At 67.8% G+C, this 17,370-nt stretch carries 15 protein-coding genes; 11 read left to right on the top strand and 4 right to left on the bottom strand.

All coding sequences use genetic code 11. The features are described 5' to 3' along the window. Window positions 1-62: 62 nt before the first annotated feature. The 8 genes from ugpB to AC1DVI_RS09580 all read left to right on the top strand — a co-directional run bounded on the left by ugpB (window position 63) and on the right by AC1DVI_RS09580 (window position 7,456). Window positions 63-1,400: a sn-glycerol-3-phosphate ABC transporter substrate-binding protein UgpB gene (gene ugpB, locus AC1DVI_RS09615; RefSeq protein WP_476957771.1), complete on the top strand. Its 1,338-nt coding sequence runs from the start codon at window positions 63-65 to the stop codon at window positions 1,398-1,400. A 139-nt stretch (window positions 1,401-1,539) separates the two neighbouring features. Beyond that, window positions 1,540-2,424, top strand: a complete 885-nt coding sequence (ugpA, locus tag AC1DVI_RS09610; protein ID WP_476957770.1) for a sn-glycerol-3-phosphate ABC transporter permease UgpA — start codon at window positions 1,540-1,542, stop codon at window positions 2,422-2,424. Beyond that, entirely contained in the window at window positions 2,421-3,293 is an 873-nt protein-coding gene (gene ugpE, locus AC1DVI_RS09605; RefSeq protein WP_476957769.1) for a sn-glycerol-3-phosphate ABC transporter permease UgpE, read from the top strand. Before ugpA ends, ugpE begins: the two co-directional genes overlap by 4 nt. Before the next feature lie 3 nt (window positions 3,294-3,296). Then, entirely contained in the window at window positions 3,297-4,370 is a 1,074-nt protein-coding gene (locus AC1DVI_RS09600; protein WP_476957768.1) for a sn-glycerol-3-phosphate import ATP-binding protein UgpC, read from the top strand. A gap of 86 nt (window positions 4,371-4,456) precedes the next feature. Then, the gene (gene gstA / locus AC1DVI_RS09595) at window positions 4,457-5,062 is read left to right on the top strand and encodes a glutathione transferase GstA (protein ID WP_476957767.1); all 606 of its coding nucleotides are present in this window, start codon (window positions 4,457-4,459) and stop codon (window positions 5,060-5,062) included. 115 nt (window positions 5,063-5,177) lie between these two features. Then, on the top strand, window positions 5,178-5,612 hold the full coding sequence (locus AC1DVI_RS09590; RefSeq protein ID WP_476957766.1) for a VOC family protein: 435 nt from the start codon (window positions 5,178-5,180) through the stop codon (window positions 5,610-5,612). Window positions 5,613-6,053: 441 nt separating this feature from the next. Next, window positions 6,054-6,683 (top strand): calcium-binding protein, encoded by a 630-nt coding sequence (locus AC1DVI_RS09585; protein WP_476957765.1) that lies wholly within the window; start codon window positions 6,054-6,056, stop codon window positions 6,681-6,683. Window positions 6,684-6,934: 251 nt separating this feature from the next. After that, window positions 6,935-7,456 carry a hypothetical protein gene (locus AC1DVI_RS09580; RefSeq protein ID WP_476957764.1) on the top strand — a complete coding sequence of 174 codons (522 nt, stop codon included), beginning with the start codon at window positions 6,935-6,937 and terminating at the stop codon, window positions 7,454-7,456. A 23-nt stretch (window positions 7,457-7,479) separates the two neighbouring features. On the opposite strand, the gene AC1DVI_RS09575 is transcribed toward AC1DVI_RS09580, so the two are convergent. After that, the gene (locus AC1DVI_RS09575; RefSeq protein WP_149164393.1) at window positions 7,480-8,916 is read right to left on the bottom strand and encodes a DEAD/DEAH box helicase; all 1,437 of its coding nucleotides are present in this window, start codon (window positions 8,914-8,916) and stop codon (window positions 7,480-7,482) included. A 465-nt stretch (window positions 8,917-9,381) separates the two neighbouring features. Here AC1DVI_RS09575 and AC1DVI_RS09570 point away from each other — a divergent pair, with 465 nt between their 5' ends. Both AC1DVI_RS09570 and AC1DVI_RS09565 read left to right on the top strand, forming a co-directional pair. Beyond that, window positions 9,382-9,837, top strand: coding sequence for a Fur family transcriptional regulator (locus AC1DVI_RS09570; protein WP_149164392.1), 456 nt, complete (start codon window positions 9,382-9,384; stop codon window positions 9,835-9,837). After that, complete coding sequence (locus tag AC1DVI_RS09565; protein ID WP_014241688.1) at window positions 9,834-10,058, top strand: hypothetical protein; 225 nt, start codon at window positions 9,834-9,836, stop codon at window positions 10,056-10,058. Before AC1DVI_RS09570 ends, AC1DVI_RS09565 begins: the two co-directional genes overlap by 4 nt. Window positions 10,059-10,105: 47 nt before the next feature. Here AC1DVI_RS09565 and AC1DVI_RS09560 read toward each other — a convergent pair whose 3' ends face one another. The 3 genes from AC1DVI_RS09560 to AC1DVI_RS09550 all read right to left on the bottom strand — a co-directional run bounded on the left by AC1DVI_RS09560 (window position 10,106) and on the right by AC1DVI_RS09550 (window position 16,821). Next, entirely contained in the window at window positions 10,106-11,446 is a 1,341-nt protein-coding gene (locus AC1DVI_RS09560) for a DUF1329 domain-containing protein (RefSeq protein ID WP_476957763.1), read from the bottom strand. Window positions 11,447-11,530: 84 nt separating this feature from the next. Next, complete coding sequence (locus tag AC1DVI_RS09555) at window positions 11,531-14,503, bottom strand: hybrid sensor histidine kinase/response regulator (protein WP_476957762.1); 2,973 nt, start codon at window positions 14,501-14,503, stop codon at window positions 11,531-11,533. Continuing rightward, window positions 14,500-16,821 (bottom strand): PAS-domain containing protein, encoded by a 2,322-nt coding sequence (locus AC1DVI_RS09550; RefSeq protein WP_476957761.1) that lies wholly within the window; start codon window positions 16,819-16,821, stop codon window positions 14,500-14,502. Before AC1DVI_RS09550 ends, AC1DVI_RS09555 begins: the two co-directional genes overlap by 4 nt. 237 nt (window positions 16,822-17,058) lie before the next feature. On the opposite strand from AC1DVI_RS09550, the gene AC1DVI_RS09545 reads away from it, so the two are divergent. Beyond that, window positions 17,059-17,364: an STAS domain-containing protein gene (locus AC1DVI_RS09545; RefSeq protein ID WP_149164388.1), complete on the top strand. Its 306-nt coding sequence runs from the start codon at window positions 17,059-17,061 to the stop codon at window positions 17,362-17,364. Window positions 17,365-17,370: the final 6 nt, after the last annotated feature.

Genomic DNA, 17,370 nt, shown 5'->3' with positions numbered 1-17,370 from the left:
CGCAACCCGCGCCCTGCATGTCAGCACATCACGCAATCGATTGGTTCCAGGGAGAGACCACCATGCTGACCCGCCGCAAGCTCGCCGTCTCGACGGCCGCCTTCGCGCTCGCCGCCGGTTTCACCGGCGCCGCTTACGCCCAGCAGAAGACCGTCGTCGAATTCTGGCACGGCCTGCCCCAGCCGCTCGGCGGCCAGCTCGAGCAGGTGGTGAAGGGCTTCAACGACAGCCAGGACAAGGTCCAGGTCAACCCGACCTTCAAGGGCAGCTACCCGGAGACGATGCAGGCGGCCATCGCCGCCTTCCGCGCCGGCAACGCCCCGCACGTCGTGCAGATGTTCGAGGTTGGCACCGCCACCATGCTGTCCGCCGGCCCGGCCATCAAGCCGGTGCACCAGCTGATGAGCGAGACGGGGTCGGGGCTCGACGCCGCGGCCTACATCCCGGCGGTCCGGGGCTATTACAGCTCCAAGGACGGCAAGATGATGGCCCTGCCGTTCAACAGCTCGACCACCATCACCTTCTACAACAAGGACGCCTTCCAGAAGGCCGGGCTCGACCCCAACAAGCCGCCGGCGACCTGGCCGGAAGTGGCCGACGCGGCGCGCAAGCTGAAGGTGGCGGGCGTGACCTGCCCGATGACCTTCTCCTGGCCGACCTGGACGCAGTTCGAGCAGGTCGGCGCGCTTCACGACAAGCCCTTCGCGTCGGAGGCCAACGGCTTCGGCGGGCTGAACGCCACGCTGAAGATCAACGACCCGTTCTTCGTGAAGCATCTCCAGACGCTGATCGACCTCCAGAAGGAAGGCGCGCTGCGCTACGGCGGCCGCGACAACGCCGCGGACTCGCTGTTCCCGTCGGGTGAGTGCGCGATGATCCAGGCCTCGTCGGGCCTGCGCGGGCGCATCGTCAAGGAGGCCAAGTTCGCCTGGGGCGCCGCGCCGCTGCCCTACTGGCCGGACGCCATCGCCTCGCCGAAGAACTCGATCATCGGCGGCGCCGCCTTCTGGGTGATGACCTCGCCCAAGCGCACCGCCGACGAGTACAAGGCCGTCGCCGCCTTCTTCAGCTACCTCGCCCGTCCGGAAGTGGACGCCAAGTGGCACATGGACACCGGCTACGTCCCGGTGACGCTGCAGGGCTTCGAGCTGGCGAAGAAGGAGGGCTTCTACGACAAGAACCCCGGCGCCGAGGTGCCGGCGGAGCAGCTGACCCGCACGGCCACCACGGAGAACACCATGGGGCTGCGGCTGGGCAACCTGCCGGAAATCCGCAACATCATCCAGGAGGAGATGGAGCGGGCGTTCCAGGGCCAGCAGACCGCCCAGCAGGCGCTGGACAACGCGGTGAAGCGCGGCGACACGGTCCTGCGCAACTTCGAGCGCGCCAACAAGAACTGAGAGTAACCCCCTCTCCCCTCTGGGGAGAGGGTTAGGGTGAGGGGGTTGCGCTTGTGCCGGACTTGCGGCCCTGCGCAACCCCCTCACCGGCCCTTCGGGCCACCCTCTCCCCGGAGGGGAGAGGGTTGAAAGGGATTCCATGCAACGTCGCGTGATTTTCGACAACAGGGCGTTGCCCTACCTGCTGCTGGCGCCGCAGGTGGCGGTGACGCTGATCTTCTTCATCTGGCCGGCGGCGCAGGCGCTGTGGCAGTCAGTGCATCTCCAGGACGCCTTCGGCCTGCGCAGCCAGTTCGTCGGGCTGGAGAATTTCCAGGCGGTGCTGAGCGACCCGAACTATCTGGAGACGGTCAAGACCACCATCGTCTTCAGCGCGTCGGTGACCCTCCTGTCGCTGGTCTCCGCGCTGGGGCTGGCGGTGCTGGCCGATGCGAAGATCCGGGCGGCGGCGGCCTACAAGACGCTGCTGATCTGGCCCTACGCGCTGGCGCCCGCGGTGGCGGCGGTGCTGTGGATGTTCATCTTCAACCCGGACATCGGCATCCTGGGCCGCGCGCTGAACAACCTCGGCTACGCCTGGGACTACCGGCTGAACGACGGGCAGGCGCTAACCATGGTCATCCTGGCGGCGAGCTGGAAGCAGGTCTCCTACAACTTCATCTTCTTCCTAGCCGGACTCCAGGCCATCCCGCGCTCCGTGCTGGAGGCGGCGAGCATCGACGGGGCGGGGGCGGTCCGCCGCTTCTGGACGATCACCTTCCCGCTGCTTTCGCCGACCACCTTCTTCCTGCTGGTGGTGAACATCGTCTACGCCTTCTTCGAGACCTTCGGCACGATCCACGCCCTGACCCACGGCGGGCCGGGCAAGGCGACCGAGACGCTGATTTTCCGCGTCTACCAGGACGGCGTGGTCAACCACGACCTGGGCGGTTCCTCGGCGCAGTCGGTGATCCTGATGGTCATCGTCATCGCGCTGACCGCCATCCAGTTCCGCTTCGTCGAGCGCAAGGTGCATTACTCATGAACCGCGACCGCGCCAATCCGCGCTCCGGCGGACGCCTGATGGACATGGTCCCGTACCTCGTCCTGACGATGGGCGTCCTGATCTTCGCCTTCCCGATCTACGTGACGGTCATCGGCTCCACCTGGGACGCCGCCACCATCGGGCGCGGCAACCTGCCGCTGACGCCCGGCGGCGAGATGCTGAACAACTACGCCTCGGCCTGGAGCGAGTCGCAGGGCAACCGCGTCATGCACACGCCCGTGCGCATCATGATGTGGAACAGCCTCGTCATGGCGCTGGTCATCGCGCTGGGCAAGATCGCCATCTCGATCATCTCGGCCTACGCGGTGGCCTTCTTCCGCTTCCCGCTGCGCATGGTCTTCTTCTGGATGATCTTCATCACGCTGATGCTGCCGGTCGAGGTGCGCATCATCCCGACCTACGAGGTGGTGGCCAACCTCGGCCTGATCGACAGCTACGCCGGGCTGACCATCCCGCTGATCGCGTCGGCCACGGCGACGCTGCTGTTCCGGCAGTTCTTCCTGACCATCCCGGACGAACTGATCGAGGCCGCGAAGATCGACGGGGCGGGGGCGCTGCGCTTCTTCGTGGACGTGGTGCTGCCGCTGTCGCGCACCAACATCGCGGCGCTGTTCGTCATCCTCTTCATCTACGGCTGGAACCAGTATCTGTGGCCGCTGCTGATCACCAACAGCGCGGAGATGGAGACGGTGGTCATCGGCATCACCAAGATGATCGGCAACGGCGAGGCCGCGACCGACTGGAACCTCATCATGGCGACGACGGTGCTGGCCATGCTGCCGCCGGTGGCGGTGGTCGTGCTGATGCAGCGCTGGTTCGTCAAAGGCCTTGTGGACAGCGAGAAATAAGAAATGGCAACCGTCGATCTGAAACAGGTCCGCAAGTCCTACGGCTCCGTCGAGGCGATCAAGGGCATCGACATCAGCGTCGCGGACGGGGAGTTCCTCGTGCTGCTCGGCCCTTCGGGCTGCGGCAAGTCCACGCTTCTGCGCATGGTCGCCGGGCTGGAGAGCATCACCGGAGGCGAGATCGCCATCGGCGGGCGGGTGGTCAACGGGCTGGAGCCCAAGGACCGCGACATCGCCATGGTGTTCCAGAACTACGCGCTCTACCCGCACATGAGCGTGTTCGACAACATGGCCTACGGCCTGAAGATCCGCGGCCTGCCCAAGGCGGAGATCCAGGCGCGCGTCGCCAAGGCGGCGGAGATCCTGGAGCTTGGCCGCTTCCTCGACCGCCGGCCCAGCCAGCTCTCCGGCGGGCAGCGCCAGCGCGTCGCCATGGGCCGCGCCATCGTGCGCGAACCCGCCGCCTTCCTGTTCGACGAGCCGCTGTCCAACCTGGACGCCAAGCTGCGCACCCAGATGCGGGTCGAGATCAAGCGGCTCCAGGACCGGCTGGGCATCACCAGCCTCTATGTAACGCACGATCAGGTGGAGGCGATGACGCTGGCCGACCGCATCCTGGTGATGAATCACGGGGTGGCCGAGCAGGTCGGCACGCCGCTGGAGGTCTACCAGCGCCCGGCCAGCCTGTTCGTCGCGGGCTTCATCGGGTCGCCGCCGATGAACGTGCTGGACGCGCGCTTCGACGACGCCGGGCAGGGGGTGGCGCTGCCCGGCGGCACCGCCTTCGTCCTGCCGCGCCCGCGGCCCGACATGGCCGGGCGGCCGGTCAAGCTCGGCGTGCGGCCGGAGCATCTGGCCGTCACGTCCGGCGAGGGGCCGCTGATCGTCACGGTCGATCTGGTGGAGGCCCTGGGCGCCGACACGGTGGTCTACGGCCGCCTGCCGGACGGCGAGGGAATGGTGGTCCGAGTCGCCGGCCTGCCGTTCTGCCGCGAGGGCGAGACCCTGCGCGTCGGCGCGCCACCCGACGCCCTGCATCTGTTCGACTCGGAGAGCGGACGGCGTTTGCCGGATTGAATGGGGTGGGGCGGTTGCATTCGCAGCCGCCCCGTGCCCCACTGTCGATCCGTCATGTCCCGCCGGAAACAAGGATAAGAAACATCATGAAGCTCTACCTGAAGCCGGGCGCCTGCTCGCTGTCGCCGCACATCGTTCTGCGCGAAAGCGGCTTGGCCTTCGACGTCGCGGCCGTCGACCTCGCCGCCAAGAAACTGGAGGACGGCGGCGATTTCCTGGCCGTCAACCCGAAGGGGCAGGTGCCGACGCTGGCCTTCGACGACGGCGCCATCCTGACCGAGGGCGCCGCGATCGTTCAGTGCATCGCCGACCGCGTGCCGGAGACCGGTCTGCTGCCCGCCGTCGGGACGATGGAGCGCTACCGCGTGCTGGAGTGGCTGAACTTCATCGGCACGGAGCTGCACAAGACCTTCAGCCCGCTGTTCCGCCCGACCACGCCGGACGCCTTCAAGGACATCGCCAAGCAGACGCTGACGGCCAAGTTCTCGGTGGTGGAGGCCGGGCTGGCCGGCAAGGATTACCTGACGGGCGACCGCTTCACGGTGGCCGACGCCTACGGATTCACGGTGCTGCGCTGGGCGCCGCGGGTCGGCCTGCCGCTGGATGGTTACCCGAACATCACCGCCTACATGGCCCGCATCGCCGGGCGCCCGGCCGTGGCCGCGGCGCTGGCGGCGGAAGGGATCGCCTGACCGCGTGCCGGACGGGGAGGGGACGCACCTGTTCGATCCCGAGACAGGCTGGCGATTGCCCGAGTAGACTGCTCAGGCAATCACCAGCAGGGAGGGGGCGAAGACCCCGACGAGCATGAGCGCAACCGACCGCAAACCCGTTCCGCCTTTCCACCTTGCCTTCCCCGTCCGCGACAAGGAGGAGGCGCGCGCCTTCTACGCCGGCCTGCTGGGCTGCGGGGTGGGGCGTGAGTCCGATCGTTGGATCGACTTCGACCTGTACGGCCATCAGGTGGTGGCTCATGTGACGGAGGATGCCGGAACCCGGGCCACCAACCCGGTCGATGGCGAGGACGTGCCGGCCAGCCATTTCGGGGTGATCCTGGATTGGAACGACTGGCACGCGCTGGCCGACAAGCTGAAGGCCGAGGGGGTGAGATTCCTCATCGAGCCGCAGATCCGCTTCAAGGGCCAGGTGGGCGAGCAAGCCACCATGTTCTTCCTCGACCCGAGCGGGAATGCCCTTGAGTTCAAGAGCTTCCAGGACATGGGGCAGATTTTCGCACGGTGATGCCGGCGGCATGAGTCCATGCCAAACACGCTTGGCCCTCCTTCCCATCGGGCGGAGGGCCTTTTCCTGTCAACACACGGTTATTTCCTCACTTCATTCGTGTGTCGACAAAAGAAAAAGTAAAATATCACCAACGCAAGCGTGCTGTCCGTTGTCCTGCTTTTGTATTCCATTTTTGATTAGATAGATAAGTAATGAAGATCGTGCTCTTGTGTGTATTTTATTGTTATTGACTCCTTATTTCTCTCATGACAGATCTTGTTCGGAGAGCATCCGCCAAATAATGTTCAACCACATGCTGTTGTGTGCATGAGCGAACACGGGTGAGAAGCCTTTGTTCGGAGAACATGATCAACCGACCGGTGAACGCTGGCGGTCGGTCAAATGAAAAGATTTTCCGGACACTCATTGGAAGATGCATGAAGTAAGTGGGGAATCGACATGAGCGTCATCAATGGAACGTCCGCGTCCGAAGTGATCGATCTGCGGGGATTGGTTCCCGGGCAGTACGAGACCGCCAACGGCTCGGCGGCGGGTGCCGGCAACGACACCGTGTATGGCAGCAGCTATCCCGACGTGATCCAGGGGGGGAGCGGCGCCGATCTTCTCTACGGTTTCAATGGAAACGACATTCTGGTCGGCGACGACGGCAACGACACGCTGTATGGCGGCAATGGGGGCGACAGCCTTCTGGCCAGCTCAGGGAACGATCATCTGCTGGGCGAAGCTGGTGACGACACGCTGTACGGCGGGGCGGGCAACGACGTCTATTATCATTCGGCGAATGGCGGCGTCGATCTCATCAACGACGACAAGTCGGAAGCTGGGATGCCGGGCTACGGCGGCGGCACGTCCGACATCGTCTACTTCACCGATGTGACGATGGCGAACCTCGCTTACTTCCGCCCGACGGGAAGCAACGACCTGTGGGTCTCCAGCGTGGCCGACTTCAGCGACGGCTATCTGAACGACGGCGTGGTCATCCAGGACTTCTATCTCGGGGGCAACAACACCATCGAGTATCTGTACAGCTCCGACTCCTACGCGTTCAATCTGACGACGCTGCTCTGATCGGCCCATCGTCACGAAACGGAAAAGCCGCCGCGGCCATCGCGGCGGCTTTTCTTTGATGGCTCAGGAAACAATTCGATGCCATCGGCATTTCTTTCACCCTCGCTGGGAAAATTCCGCCCGTGCCTCCGCTTCCGCTCTTCCCCTCTGCTTCGGCGAGTGCCCGAGGTCACGCACCCCCGGGGGTGGCATGGAAACTGCTAAGGAGAAAGTTGCCGAAGAGAGGTCGATAATCAACCAGGGAGTGTTTCATGAGCAGCCTGTCCGTCTCCGCGCCGGGATATGGTCCGTCAGGCGCGTACACGCTGAACGGTGGCGCGGTCAGCCGCTTCCCGACGGCGACCAAGGCCACGCCGGAGATGATGGCGCGGGTTGGGGTCGGCGATTCCGCCTTTCAGCAGCAGATGAGGATCGCCGGAGACCCGAATGCCGTGGACCCGGCGGTCGCGGCGCGCAGCCGCGCCGTGCAGGCCCACACCGTGTTCCGGCAGGGCGGCCAGATCGTCGCCGCCGTTTGGCGGGACGGCCAGACGCAGATGAGCAACGGGCTTGCGGCGCGGCTGGATTGGGGCGCGCTGGAGCGGCAGACCGCCGCCCTGCCCGAAGCGCAGCGCCGGGACGTGATCGCCGCGGCCATCACGAAACAGATTGGAGGGAGCGTCCAGGTCCAGCGCTACGGCGACAGCGGCGCCGCGCCGACCCGTGGCGCGGTGATCGACGAGCAGGCCGCTGCGAACCGGGCAACAAACTGGGTGGTGCGCGGCGGGCGGTGATCCCGCTGCGCACCGAACAGACTTTAGGCCGCGGACCGCTTGTTTCCGCCCGGCTGGCCGCCATGCGGGGCGGGGCGGCGGTTGTGGCGGTTCTGCTGGTTGGCCGACACCTTGGCCTTCAGCGGCTGGTCGCCGGTGGCGCCGGCAACCCGCGCGCCCTGCGGCGCCTGCGGCTTCGCACCCTGGGCCTTCGGCGCCTGAGCTCGCTGGCCCTGCGGCTTGCCGCCGCCCGGCTGCTGCTGGGGCTGACCGCGGCCCGGACGGGGCTGCTTGGGCGCCGGCTTCGGCGGCTTGGCCGAGGAGGCGTGGATCGCCGCCACCACCGACGCGTGGTAGGGGTGGTCGTGGTCCGCCGGGACCGGCTGGCGGATGGTCTTCTCGATGGCCTTCAGATAGGCCACCTCCTCGGCGTCGCAGAAGGACACCGCGCTGCCGTCGGTGCCGGCGCGGGCGGTGCGGCCGATGCGGTGAACGTAGCTCTCCGGCTCGTTCGGCAGGTCGAAGTTGATGACGTGCGTGATGCCGTCAATGTCGATGCCGCGCGCCGCGATGTCGGTCGCCACCAGCGCCTTCAGGTCGCCGCTGCGGAAGGACTCCAGCGCCCGCACGCGGGCCGACTGCGACTTGTCGCCGTGGATCGCGTCGGCCGGGACGCCGGCCTTCTTCAGATGGTCGGCGATGCGGTCGGCGCCGTGCTTGGTGCGGGCGAAGACGATCGTCCGCTCCATGGCGCCCTCCTGGAGGAGGTCGGCGAGCAGGCGGCGCTTGTCGGCGCGGTCCACGAACAGCACGCGCTGGGCGATGCGCTCCACCGTGGTGGATTGCGGCGCCACCTCGATCCGCTCGGCGTCGGTCAGGATGCTGTGCGCCAACTCGACCACAGCTTCCGGCATGGTGGCGGAGAACAGCAGGGTCTGGCGCTGCTTCGGCAGGACCGCGACCACCTTCCGCACGTCGCGGATGAAGCCCATGTCGAGCATGCGGTCGGCCTCGTCCAGGACGAAGATCTCGACCTGGTCGAGCACGCACTGCTTCTGGGCCATCAGGTCGAGCAGGCGGCCCGGAGTCGCCACCAGCACGTCGGTGCCGCGGGCCAGCGCCGCCACCTGCGGGCTCTGCCCGACGCCGCCGTGGATCACCGTGCGGCGGATCGGCAGGTGCCGGCCGTAGGTGCGGAAGCTCTCGCCGATTTGCAGCGCCAGCTCGCGCGTCGGCGTCAGGATCAGCGTGCGCGGCGCCTTGGCCTGCGTCCGCTTCTTGTTCTGGAACAGCCGCTGCAGGATCGGCAGGGTGAAGGCGGCGGTCTTGCCGGTGCCGGTCTGGGCGAGGCCGAGCACGTCGCGGCCCTCCAGAAGGACGGGGATGGCGCCGGCCTGGATCGGCGTGGCGGTCTGGTAACCCTCTTCGGCGACGGCGCGCAGAAGGGGCTCGATCAGGCCGAGGCCACTGAATTCGGTCATACGGGGAGGGTCCTGGTCACGTGAACAGAGGCTGCACCTGGGCCGTGCCCGGACGGTGCCGGGGCGGCGTGGCTTGGGGCGCTCCGCCGCGGGAGTGCGCGGAGCCATCAATTCACCGTGGGAAGGCGCAAGCGGCGCCGGTACCGGGACGACGAGGAGCCGGCAGCCCCAAAGCAAAATCGACCGACCACACATAGGCGTTGGGGCGGCTTTTGGCAAGCAATCAAGGACCTTGGCCGCGTTTCGGACCGGAAATGTCCCTGGGACGGGCGGCGGTTCCAGGGGACGGTGGGGATGGCGGGGAGGGGCCGCGTCGGTGGGTGAGGCATTTTGCCGCGTGAATTCCCGGAATAAAAAACGGGGTATAAGATTGCGAATGAATTTCAGTATTATGATCGGCGCTGCAGCATGGCGCCCCGGATTGCGGGACACGGCGCCGCAACGGATGGCAAAGGCGGTGGGGCAATGACGTCGCGTCTCGAATCCTTGTGCCTGGAGAAAGGACTGAAGATGACCGGCCAGCGCCGGGTCATTTCCCAGGTCCTGTCGGAGTCGGAGGATCATCCCGACGTGGAGGAGGTCCACCGCCGCGCCGTCCTGATCGACCCGCGCATCTCCATCGCCACCGTCTACCGCACCATGCGCCTCCTGGAAGACGCGCAGGTGATCGAGAAGGTGGACCTGGGCGACGGACGCGCCCGCTATGAAGAAGCGTCCACCGACCATCACCACCACCTGATCGACACGCGCAGCGGGCGGATCATCGAATTCGCCAGCCCGGAACTCGAGGCGCTGAAGGAGCGCATCGCGCGGGAACTGGGCTACCGCATCGTCGGTCACCGGCTGGAAATCTACGGCGTCCCTCTCGATGGCGGCGACGCGCTGGACGGCAACTCTGTGGATGGCGGGGAGCGTCGATGAAGAGCATGCGCTGGTTGACGATCGACCCCTACCCGGCGGTGAGCCTGAATTGCCGCGACGCCGTCCAGCGCTGTTACGCCGGCCTGTGCGACTGCGGCCAGCCGGAGCGTTACGCGCTGGAAGCGGCGGTGACCGTCTTCCGCTACCACCATCCGGAAACCCCGCCGTTCCAGGCGGAAACCATCGTCAGCCAGTGGGTGGCCGGTCCGGTCCGGCACTGACCGCCGTCCTCTGTCCGTCTCACTGCGCCTATCTCACTCCGCCTATCTCACCAGGGCCGCCGCTTGCGCTCCAGCGTGTCGGGGGCGAAGTCCTCGGGCCGCAGGGTCTTGGCGAAGTCCGGCGGGGCGAGTTGGTTGTCGAGGCCGTTCACCACGTAGCGGTCGCCCGTGAGGTCGTAGGTGATCTCCAGCGCCGGGGCGAAGACGGGCAGCTGGGGATAGGCGATCCCGTGCGCCTCCGCGTAGCGGACCAGATTGCCCTTGGCGTCGTAATGGTCGGCCATGACGATCTGCCAGGAATCCTCGTCCAGATAATAGGTGCGCTCCGGAAGGGCGTGGCGGAAGCCGGACTTCAGCCGCGCCTCGACGATCCACACCCGGTGCATCTCGTAGCGCAGGAACTGCGGGTTGGGATGGCCCAGCCACAGGAAATCCACCGGCGCCAGATTGGCCGTGTTCATCCGGCTGGCGTTGTAGGGCACATACATCTCCCGCCGCGTCACCAGCGCGAAGTCGAAACGGTCGAGCGGGCCGCCGAACATGTCCAGCATGTCGGCGGTGCGGATGCCGCCGCTGGCCGGGTCCGGCGTGTCGTAGACGAAGTCGGGCGCGCGGACGGGCTTGCCGGTCTCCCCCTGGCGGAACCAGGCGGCGAAACCGGACTGGATCGGGTTCAGCGTGCCGTGCAGCAGCAGGGTGGTCCCGGCTTCCGCCTTGGGCATCAGGGTGGTGCGCCGGTAGTGGAAGGGACGCCCGCCGTCGATCCCGGCGGCGTAGCTGGATTGCCAGTCCTCGCGGTAGACCGCCGCGGTGTGGATGCCGCCGGCCTCCGGCAGGACGGTGGCGCCGGTGCGGCTGAAGGACGTGCCGCGCCAGCGCAGGATGTGGTTCCACATCGCCTGCACGCCATTGGCCGGAATGGGGAAGGGCACGCCCACCCGCGCTCCGCTCAACGCCAGACCGTTCTCGCCCAGCTTGGCGCGTTTGGCGTTCTCGATCGATTCGTCGTAGACGCGCTGGGGGGCGGCGGCGCTGCGGTTGCTGGGAAAGACCGGGATCTCGAAGGACGGGTACTTGGTCAGCATCGCCTGGAGGCCGGCGGACAGGCGGACCTTGTAGCGGTCCAGATCCCCCGGGCCCACGGTGAACCAGCGCCCATCCTCGTCGTAGGGGTCGGGCAGATGGGTGCCCGGTTTCCAGCCGCCGGGGACAGCGGTCAACCCTCCCTTCCAGGGCGGGATGGCCCGCGTCCGGCTGGCGCCCCGCACCGCGCCGAAGGGGGTCAGCTCCTCTCCCAGGGCGGGAACCTTCTCCTGCGCGGCGATCGGGGCGGCGTAGGGGAGCACCGGCAGGGAGAGCAGCAGGCTTGAGAACTGGCGGCGGTTCATGCGCGTCTCGCGGCGTGGCGGGTCGCGGGGACGATACCCCAATCGCGCGCCGGTTCGAACGGACAAAGGGTGTTCAGGGGGCGTTCAAGGATCCGATGCCGTAGCGATGAAGCGTTCGACCTCCCGCATCGCCTGCTCCAGCGCCGCGGCCAGCGCGGTCACCCGCTCCCAGGGGGCGTCCTGCATCACCGCCTGCTCCAGCGCCTGCGCCGCGTCGCCGAGCGGCGTCGCCCCGGCGTTGCGGGCGCAACCCTTCAGATTGTGGGCGCCGGCGCGGATCGCCGTTCCGTTCCGCGCAGCGACGGCGTCGCCGACCTCGTCCGCGATGTGGCGGCCGATCCCGACGAAGTCGTTCAGCAGTTCGTCCATCAGCGCCCGGTCGTCGCCGCAGAGCTGGCGCAGGACATCGAGGTTGATCGGGGACAGGTCGATCGGCGGGTTCGTCGAGGATGGGGAGGAAAGGGAGGAAAGGGAGGGTGCCACTGGTTCGGCCACCGGTTCGGCCACTGGGGGCGGCAGGAAGCGGGACAGCGCGGCGTCGAGCTTCGCCAGATCCAGCGGCTTGCTCAGCGCCTCGTCCATGCCGGCCGCGCGGTAGCTCTCGATGTCCGCCGAGGCGGCGTTGGCGGTCAGGGCGACGATCGGCAGATGGGCGCCGGTGACGCGCTCCGCCGCGCGGATGCGCCGGGTCAGCTCGAACCCGTCCACCTCGGGCATCTGGATGTCGGTCAGCAGCAGGCCGTAGCGCCGCCGCCCCAGCGCGGCCAGGGCCTCCGCCCCGCCGTTGGTCAGTTCCGCCGTGTGGCCCAGCGAGGTGAGTTGCATCTGCAGGACCTTGCGGTTGATGGCGTTGTCCTCCGCCACCAGGATCAGCCGCCCGCGGGCCTCCGCCTCGGCGATGGCGCGCTCCGGACTCAGCACGGCCGGGGCGCAGGGGGCTGCGGGCGGTCGACCTTCGCAGGACGTGGCGTCCGTCAGGGTGCGCCCGGCGGCCACCGCCACGGCGCGCACCAGGGACGTGCGGCGGACAGGTCGGCTCACCGGGACCGACCCGTCGGCGAGGCGGCCGCCGACGGCGGTGGGATCCTGCAGCAGCACCGTCGGCACCTGCGCTTCCCCGATGCGGCGGCCCAGCAATTGCGGCGCCTGGGCGGCGGCGGGGGTGTGCAGCGCCTCGTCCACCACCACGACGTTCAGGGCGCCCCGTTCCGTTTGGGCCATGCGGGCCTGTTCGGCCAGCGCGTCCGGTTGTCCGGCGGCCAGCACGCGCGCTCCGGCGGCTTCCAGATAACGGGCGACGATCCGGCGCTCCTCCGTGTTCGGCAGGCCGACCAGGACGGTCAGGTCGGAGAGGTCCGGTTCGTCCACCGTCGAGGGACCGGGCGGGGGGACGGGCGGGGCGGGGTCGGCCGCGGCGCTCAGCGTCAGCTCGACCCAGAAGGTGGAACCCGCCTCCGGCGCGCTGTCCACCCCGATCGTCCCGCCCATCAGCGCGACCAGCCGCCGGCTGATCGACAGGCCCAGCCCGGTGCCGCCGAAGCGACGGGCGGTCGAGCTTTCCGCCTGGGTGAAGGGCTGGAAGAGCTGGCGGCGCGCCGTCTCGGAAATGCCGATGCCGGTGTCCGCCACCTCGATGCGCAGCCGGGTGCCGCCTTGCGTATCGTCGCCCGTCCGCGCCGCCAGGGTGGCCTGGACGATGATCCGCCCGCGCTCGGTGAACTTGATGGCGTTGCCGCACAGGTTGAAGAGGATCTGGCGCAACCGCACCGGATCGCCGATCAGGGCTGGTGGAATCGCCGGTTCCACATAGGTCAGCAGATCCAGCCCCTTGGCCCGCGCCGCCGGGGCCAGCGTGTCGGCCACACCTTCGACCAGGGCGGGGATGGAGACGGGCACCTGCTCCAGGTCCATCTTGCCGGCCTCGATCTTCGAAAAGTCGAGGATGTCGTCGATGATCCGCAGCAGCGAGGTCGCCGACTCCCGCATGGTCGCCACGGTGTCGCGCTGTCCGCCGTCCAGCGGCGTGCGCTCCAGCAGCTCCAGCATGCCCAGCACGCCGTTCATGGGCGTGCGGATCTCGTGGCTCATGGTGGCGAGGAAGGCGGATTTGGCGGTGGTCGTCTGCTCCGCCTGCTCCTTGGCGCGTTCCATCTGGCGCTCGGCCAGCTTGCGCCGCGTGATGTCGTAGACCCAGGCGAGATGGACCGGGCGGCCGTCGAGCAGCGTCGGGTCCACCGACACCAGCGCCCAGAAGGTGGAGCCGTCGGCCCGCCGCACCCGCACCTCGGCGTCGCGCAGCGAGCGGCGGAAGAAGGTCCAATGCGTCTCGTGCGCCTCGGTGTTGTCCGGCTCGATGAACAGGTCGGCGATGGAGACGCCGACCAGCCGCTCTTTCGGCACGCCCAGCAGATGGACCAGCCGGTCGTTGCACGTCACGAGCACGCCGTCGTGGGTGTAGGCGCAGACGCCGACCGGGCTCGACTCCAGGATGGCGCGCATCTGCTCGCGGCTCTGCCGCAGCTCGTGCGTGCGTTCGGCCACCTTGGTCTCGATGAAGCGGATGTGGTCGTAGGCGCGCAGCGCCGCGATCACCGCGGTGAACAGCCCCTCCGCCGACAGGTCGGCCTTCGACTTGTAGTCGTTGATGTCGCAGCCGACGATCACGTCGCGCTGCGGCGCCTGCCCGGGCTGGCCGGTGCGCAGGATGATGCGGACGTCGAGATTGCCGAGCGTGCCGCGGATCCAGCGGACCAGCGTCAGCCCGGCGTCGTCGTCCTCCATCACCACGTCCAGCAGGATGACGGCGATGTCCCGGCGGGCGCGCAGGACGGCGCGCGCCTCGGCGGCGGAGCGGCAGCCGATCAGCTCCAGCCGGCGGCCCTGGAACTCCACGTCGTCCAGCAGGAGGGCGGTCATGGAATGGACGTCGTCCTCGTCGTCCACCACCAGGATGGGCCAGGGCGGAGTCTCGTCCCTGTCCTCGCCCTCCTCGTCGGCGAACAGGATCTCGTCGTCGGTGTCGGGATCGGTGTCGGGCACGATCAGCTCGTCGGTCATGCGTCCTCCTCCGGGGCGTCGGCCATCCGGGGCGCCGTCGCGGGAATCCGCAGGAGGAAGCTGGTGCCCCTGCCTGTGGGGTGGTCGCGGGCGGAGTCGCTCGGGGCCGGGCTGTCCACCGAGATCCGGCCGCCCAGCGATTGCGTCACCAGATTGAAGACGATGTGGAGGCCGAGCCCGCTGCCTCCGGTGCCGCGCTTGGTCGTGAAGAAGGGTTCGAACACCTTGGGCAGATTGTCCGGGGCGATGCCGACCCCGTCGTCGGAGAAGCGGATGTCCAACTCGCCGTCCGGCAACTCCTCCACGCTCAGCGCCATCGTGCCCTCGCGGCCGTCGGGGAAGGCGTGGGTCAGCGCGTTGATGACCAGATTGGTGATGACCTGGCTGAGCGCGCCGGGATAGCCGTCCATGGTGATGCCGTCCGCGCAGGCGACGGTCATCTTGTGCGGGCTCTTGCGCAGGCGCGGACCCAGCGAGGTGATGATCTCGTCCAGATAGGAGCGCAGGTCGAAGCGGCGGCGCTCCTGGCTGGTCTGGTCGACGGCGACGCGCTTGAAGCTCTGGATCAGTTCCGCCGCGCGGGTCAGGTTCTGTTCGATCAGGCGCGAGGATTCGCCCGCCGCCGCCACATAGGCGGTCAGGTCGGACTTCTTCATGGTGCCCTTCGCGAAGGCCTCGGTCAGCGTCCGCGTCTTCGACGCCAGATGGGTGGAGCAGCTGTAGGCGATGCCCACCGGCGTGTTGATCTCGTGCGCGACGCCGGCCACCAGCAGGGCGAGCGAGGCCATTTTCTCCGCCTGGACAAGGCTGTTCTGGGTCTCCTTGAGGTCGGCGTAGGCGGTCTCCAGCGCCTCCATGGCGTGGAACACCTCCTCGGCGGAGCGCGCCTCCACCGTCACGTCGGTGAAGGTGCGGACGAAACCGCCTTCCGGCAGGGGGTTGGACCGCACCTCGATGATCGTGCCGTCGGGCCGCCGCCGCTTGAAGGCGAAGGGCTGGTCGGGAACCACGGCGGTCTCGTCCAACTCCAGGTCGGGGTCGATGCTGAAATCCTCGAAGGCGCCCTGGGCGCGCTGGAATTGGATGATCTCGGGAAACAGCGGGTTGCGGGCGAGGAAGGCCGCCGGCACGTCGAGAAGCTCCGCCGCGCGGCGGTTGGACATGACGACGCGCAGGTTGCGGTCCACCATGATGATGCCCTGGTCGGTGTTGTCGAGCGTGATCTGAAGGATGTTGCGCTCGCGCGCCAGATCCCGTTCGGCCTGCATGCGCTCCGTCACGTCGGACATGGTGCCGGTCAGGCGGACCGCGGTTCCCGCGCCGTCGCGCAGGGCCGTCGCCCGGTCCTCGATCCAGCTCCAGCCGCTATCCCGCCGCCGCATGCGGTAGACGATGGAATGGGCGCTGTCCTTGTCGCGCACGCGGCTGCGGGACTCCGCGATGACCCGCCGCCGCTCCTCCGGATGGATCAGCGATTCCCAGGTCCGCGCGGTCATCGCCAGTTCGGCCGGGCCGTAGCCGAGCAGGGCGGGGAACTCGTTCGACCACCAGTACTGGCCGGTCCGCAGATCGTAATCCCAGACGGAGGACCGCGTGGCGGCGATGGCCAGCCCCAGCCGTTCCTCGCTCTGCCGCAGGGCGGCCTCCTCTTCGTCGAGCCGGGTCAGCATGCCGTTGTAGGCGGCGATCACCCGCCCCAGCTCGTCGGCCGACGACCAGTGCACGGGCTGGCGCAGATGCTCCTGCTCCGCGGTGCGGATGGACGCGATCAGCCGGCCCAGCGGCACGCCGATGGTCAGCCGGTGGGCGGTCAGCGCGGTGACCAGCGTGCCGACCAGCATCAGCAGCAGGAGCCACAGCGTGTTGACCATCTCCTGACGGATCTGCTCGTCCACCGGGGCGTAGCTGAAATGGAGCGTCAGCGTGCCGAGCCGGCGGTTCTGCACCTGGATCGGACGGCGCACCGTCTCGCGCCCGGCGACGGGACGGCAATCGGCTTCCGGCCATGCGAAACGGCCGTCGGCCAGCTCGTCCGCCACCTCGATGCACAGAAGCTCGCGGTTGACGGAAATCGCCTGGATGATGTTGCGGATGGCCGGAACGTCCACGGCCCACAGGCTGGAGGACAGGGCGACGGCGTTGATCTCCGCCACCGCCTCGATCCGGTCGCGCAGGGCGCCGCGCAGGTCCTTGTACTTGCCGTAGAAGAAGATCGAGGAGAAGCCGAGCGTGGTCAGCATCAGGATGGGAATCAGGATCAGCAGGAACTTCGCCGACACCGTCGGCACCGTCTTCCACGCCTGCTCGATCACCGTCATGAAGGGGTATCCCGCTGCGGGGTCGCAAGACCGGAGCGGGGCGGCGGCACGGCTCCGCCTTCACCGGTTATGCGGTTGTACTATCAACCGGCGCCATCCGTCCACCGCGTGTGGAGCGTGAAATTTCTTCCTGTGGTCGATAAAATTGACGAAATCTATGCTTGAAGCTTGAGGGGGGATCGGCCTTGCACTACTGTTCGGGGGAGCCGCTTGCGCGGTGCAACACAAGAGGATGTCATGAATTTCCAGGTGCGCCGGTCCTCTGAAACCATCGAGGTGCTGTTGAGCGGCCGGTTGGAGTTCACCGACCATGACAGCCTTCCCGACATCGTGGAGCTGCTCGACGGCGAGGGCACGCGCCGCTTCATCCTGGACATGGACGGGCTGACCTTCATCGATTCCGCGGGGATCGGCATGCTGCTGATCCTTCAGGACGAGTCGGAGCAGCGCAACATCAAGCTGATCCTCCGCAAGCTGCAGGGCGATGTGCTGCGATCCATCGACCTCGCGCGGATCGGCGAAGTCGTCGCCATCGAGCGGTGAGCGGAC

The sequence above is a fragment of the Azospirillum sp. P4_B5 genome, assembly GCF_056402275.1.
Note: the sequence above shows the minus strand (reverse complement) of the source record. Positions and strands in the feature narration are given on the sequence as shown.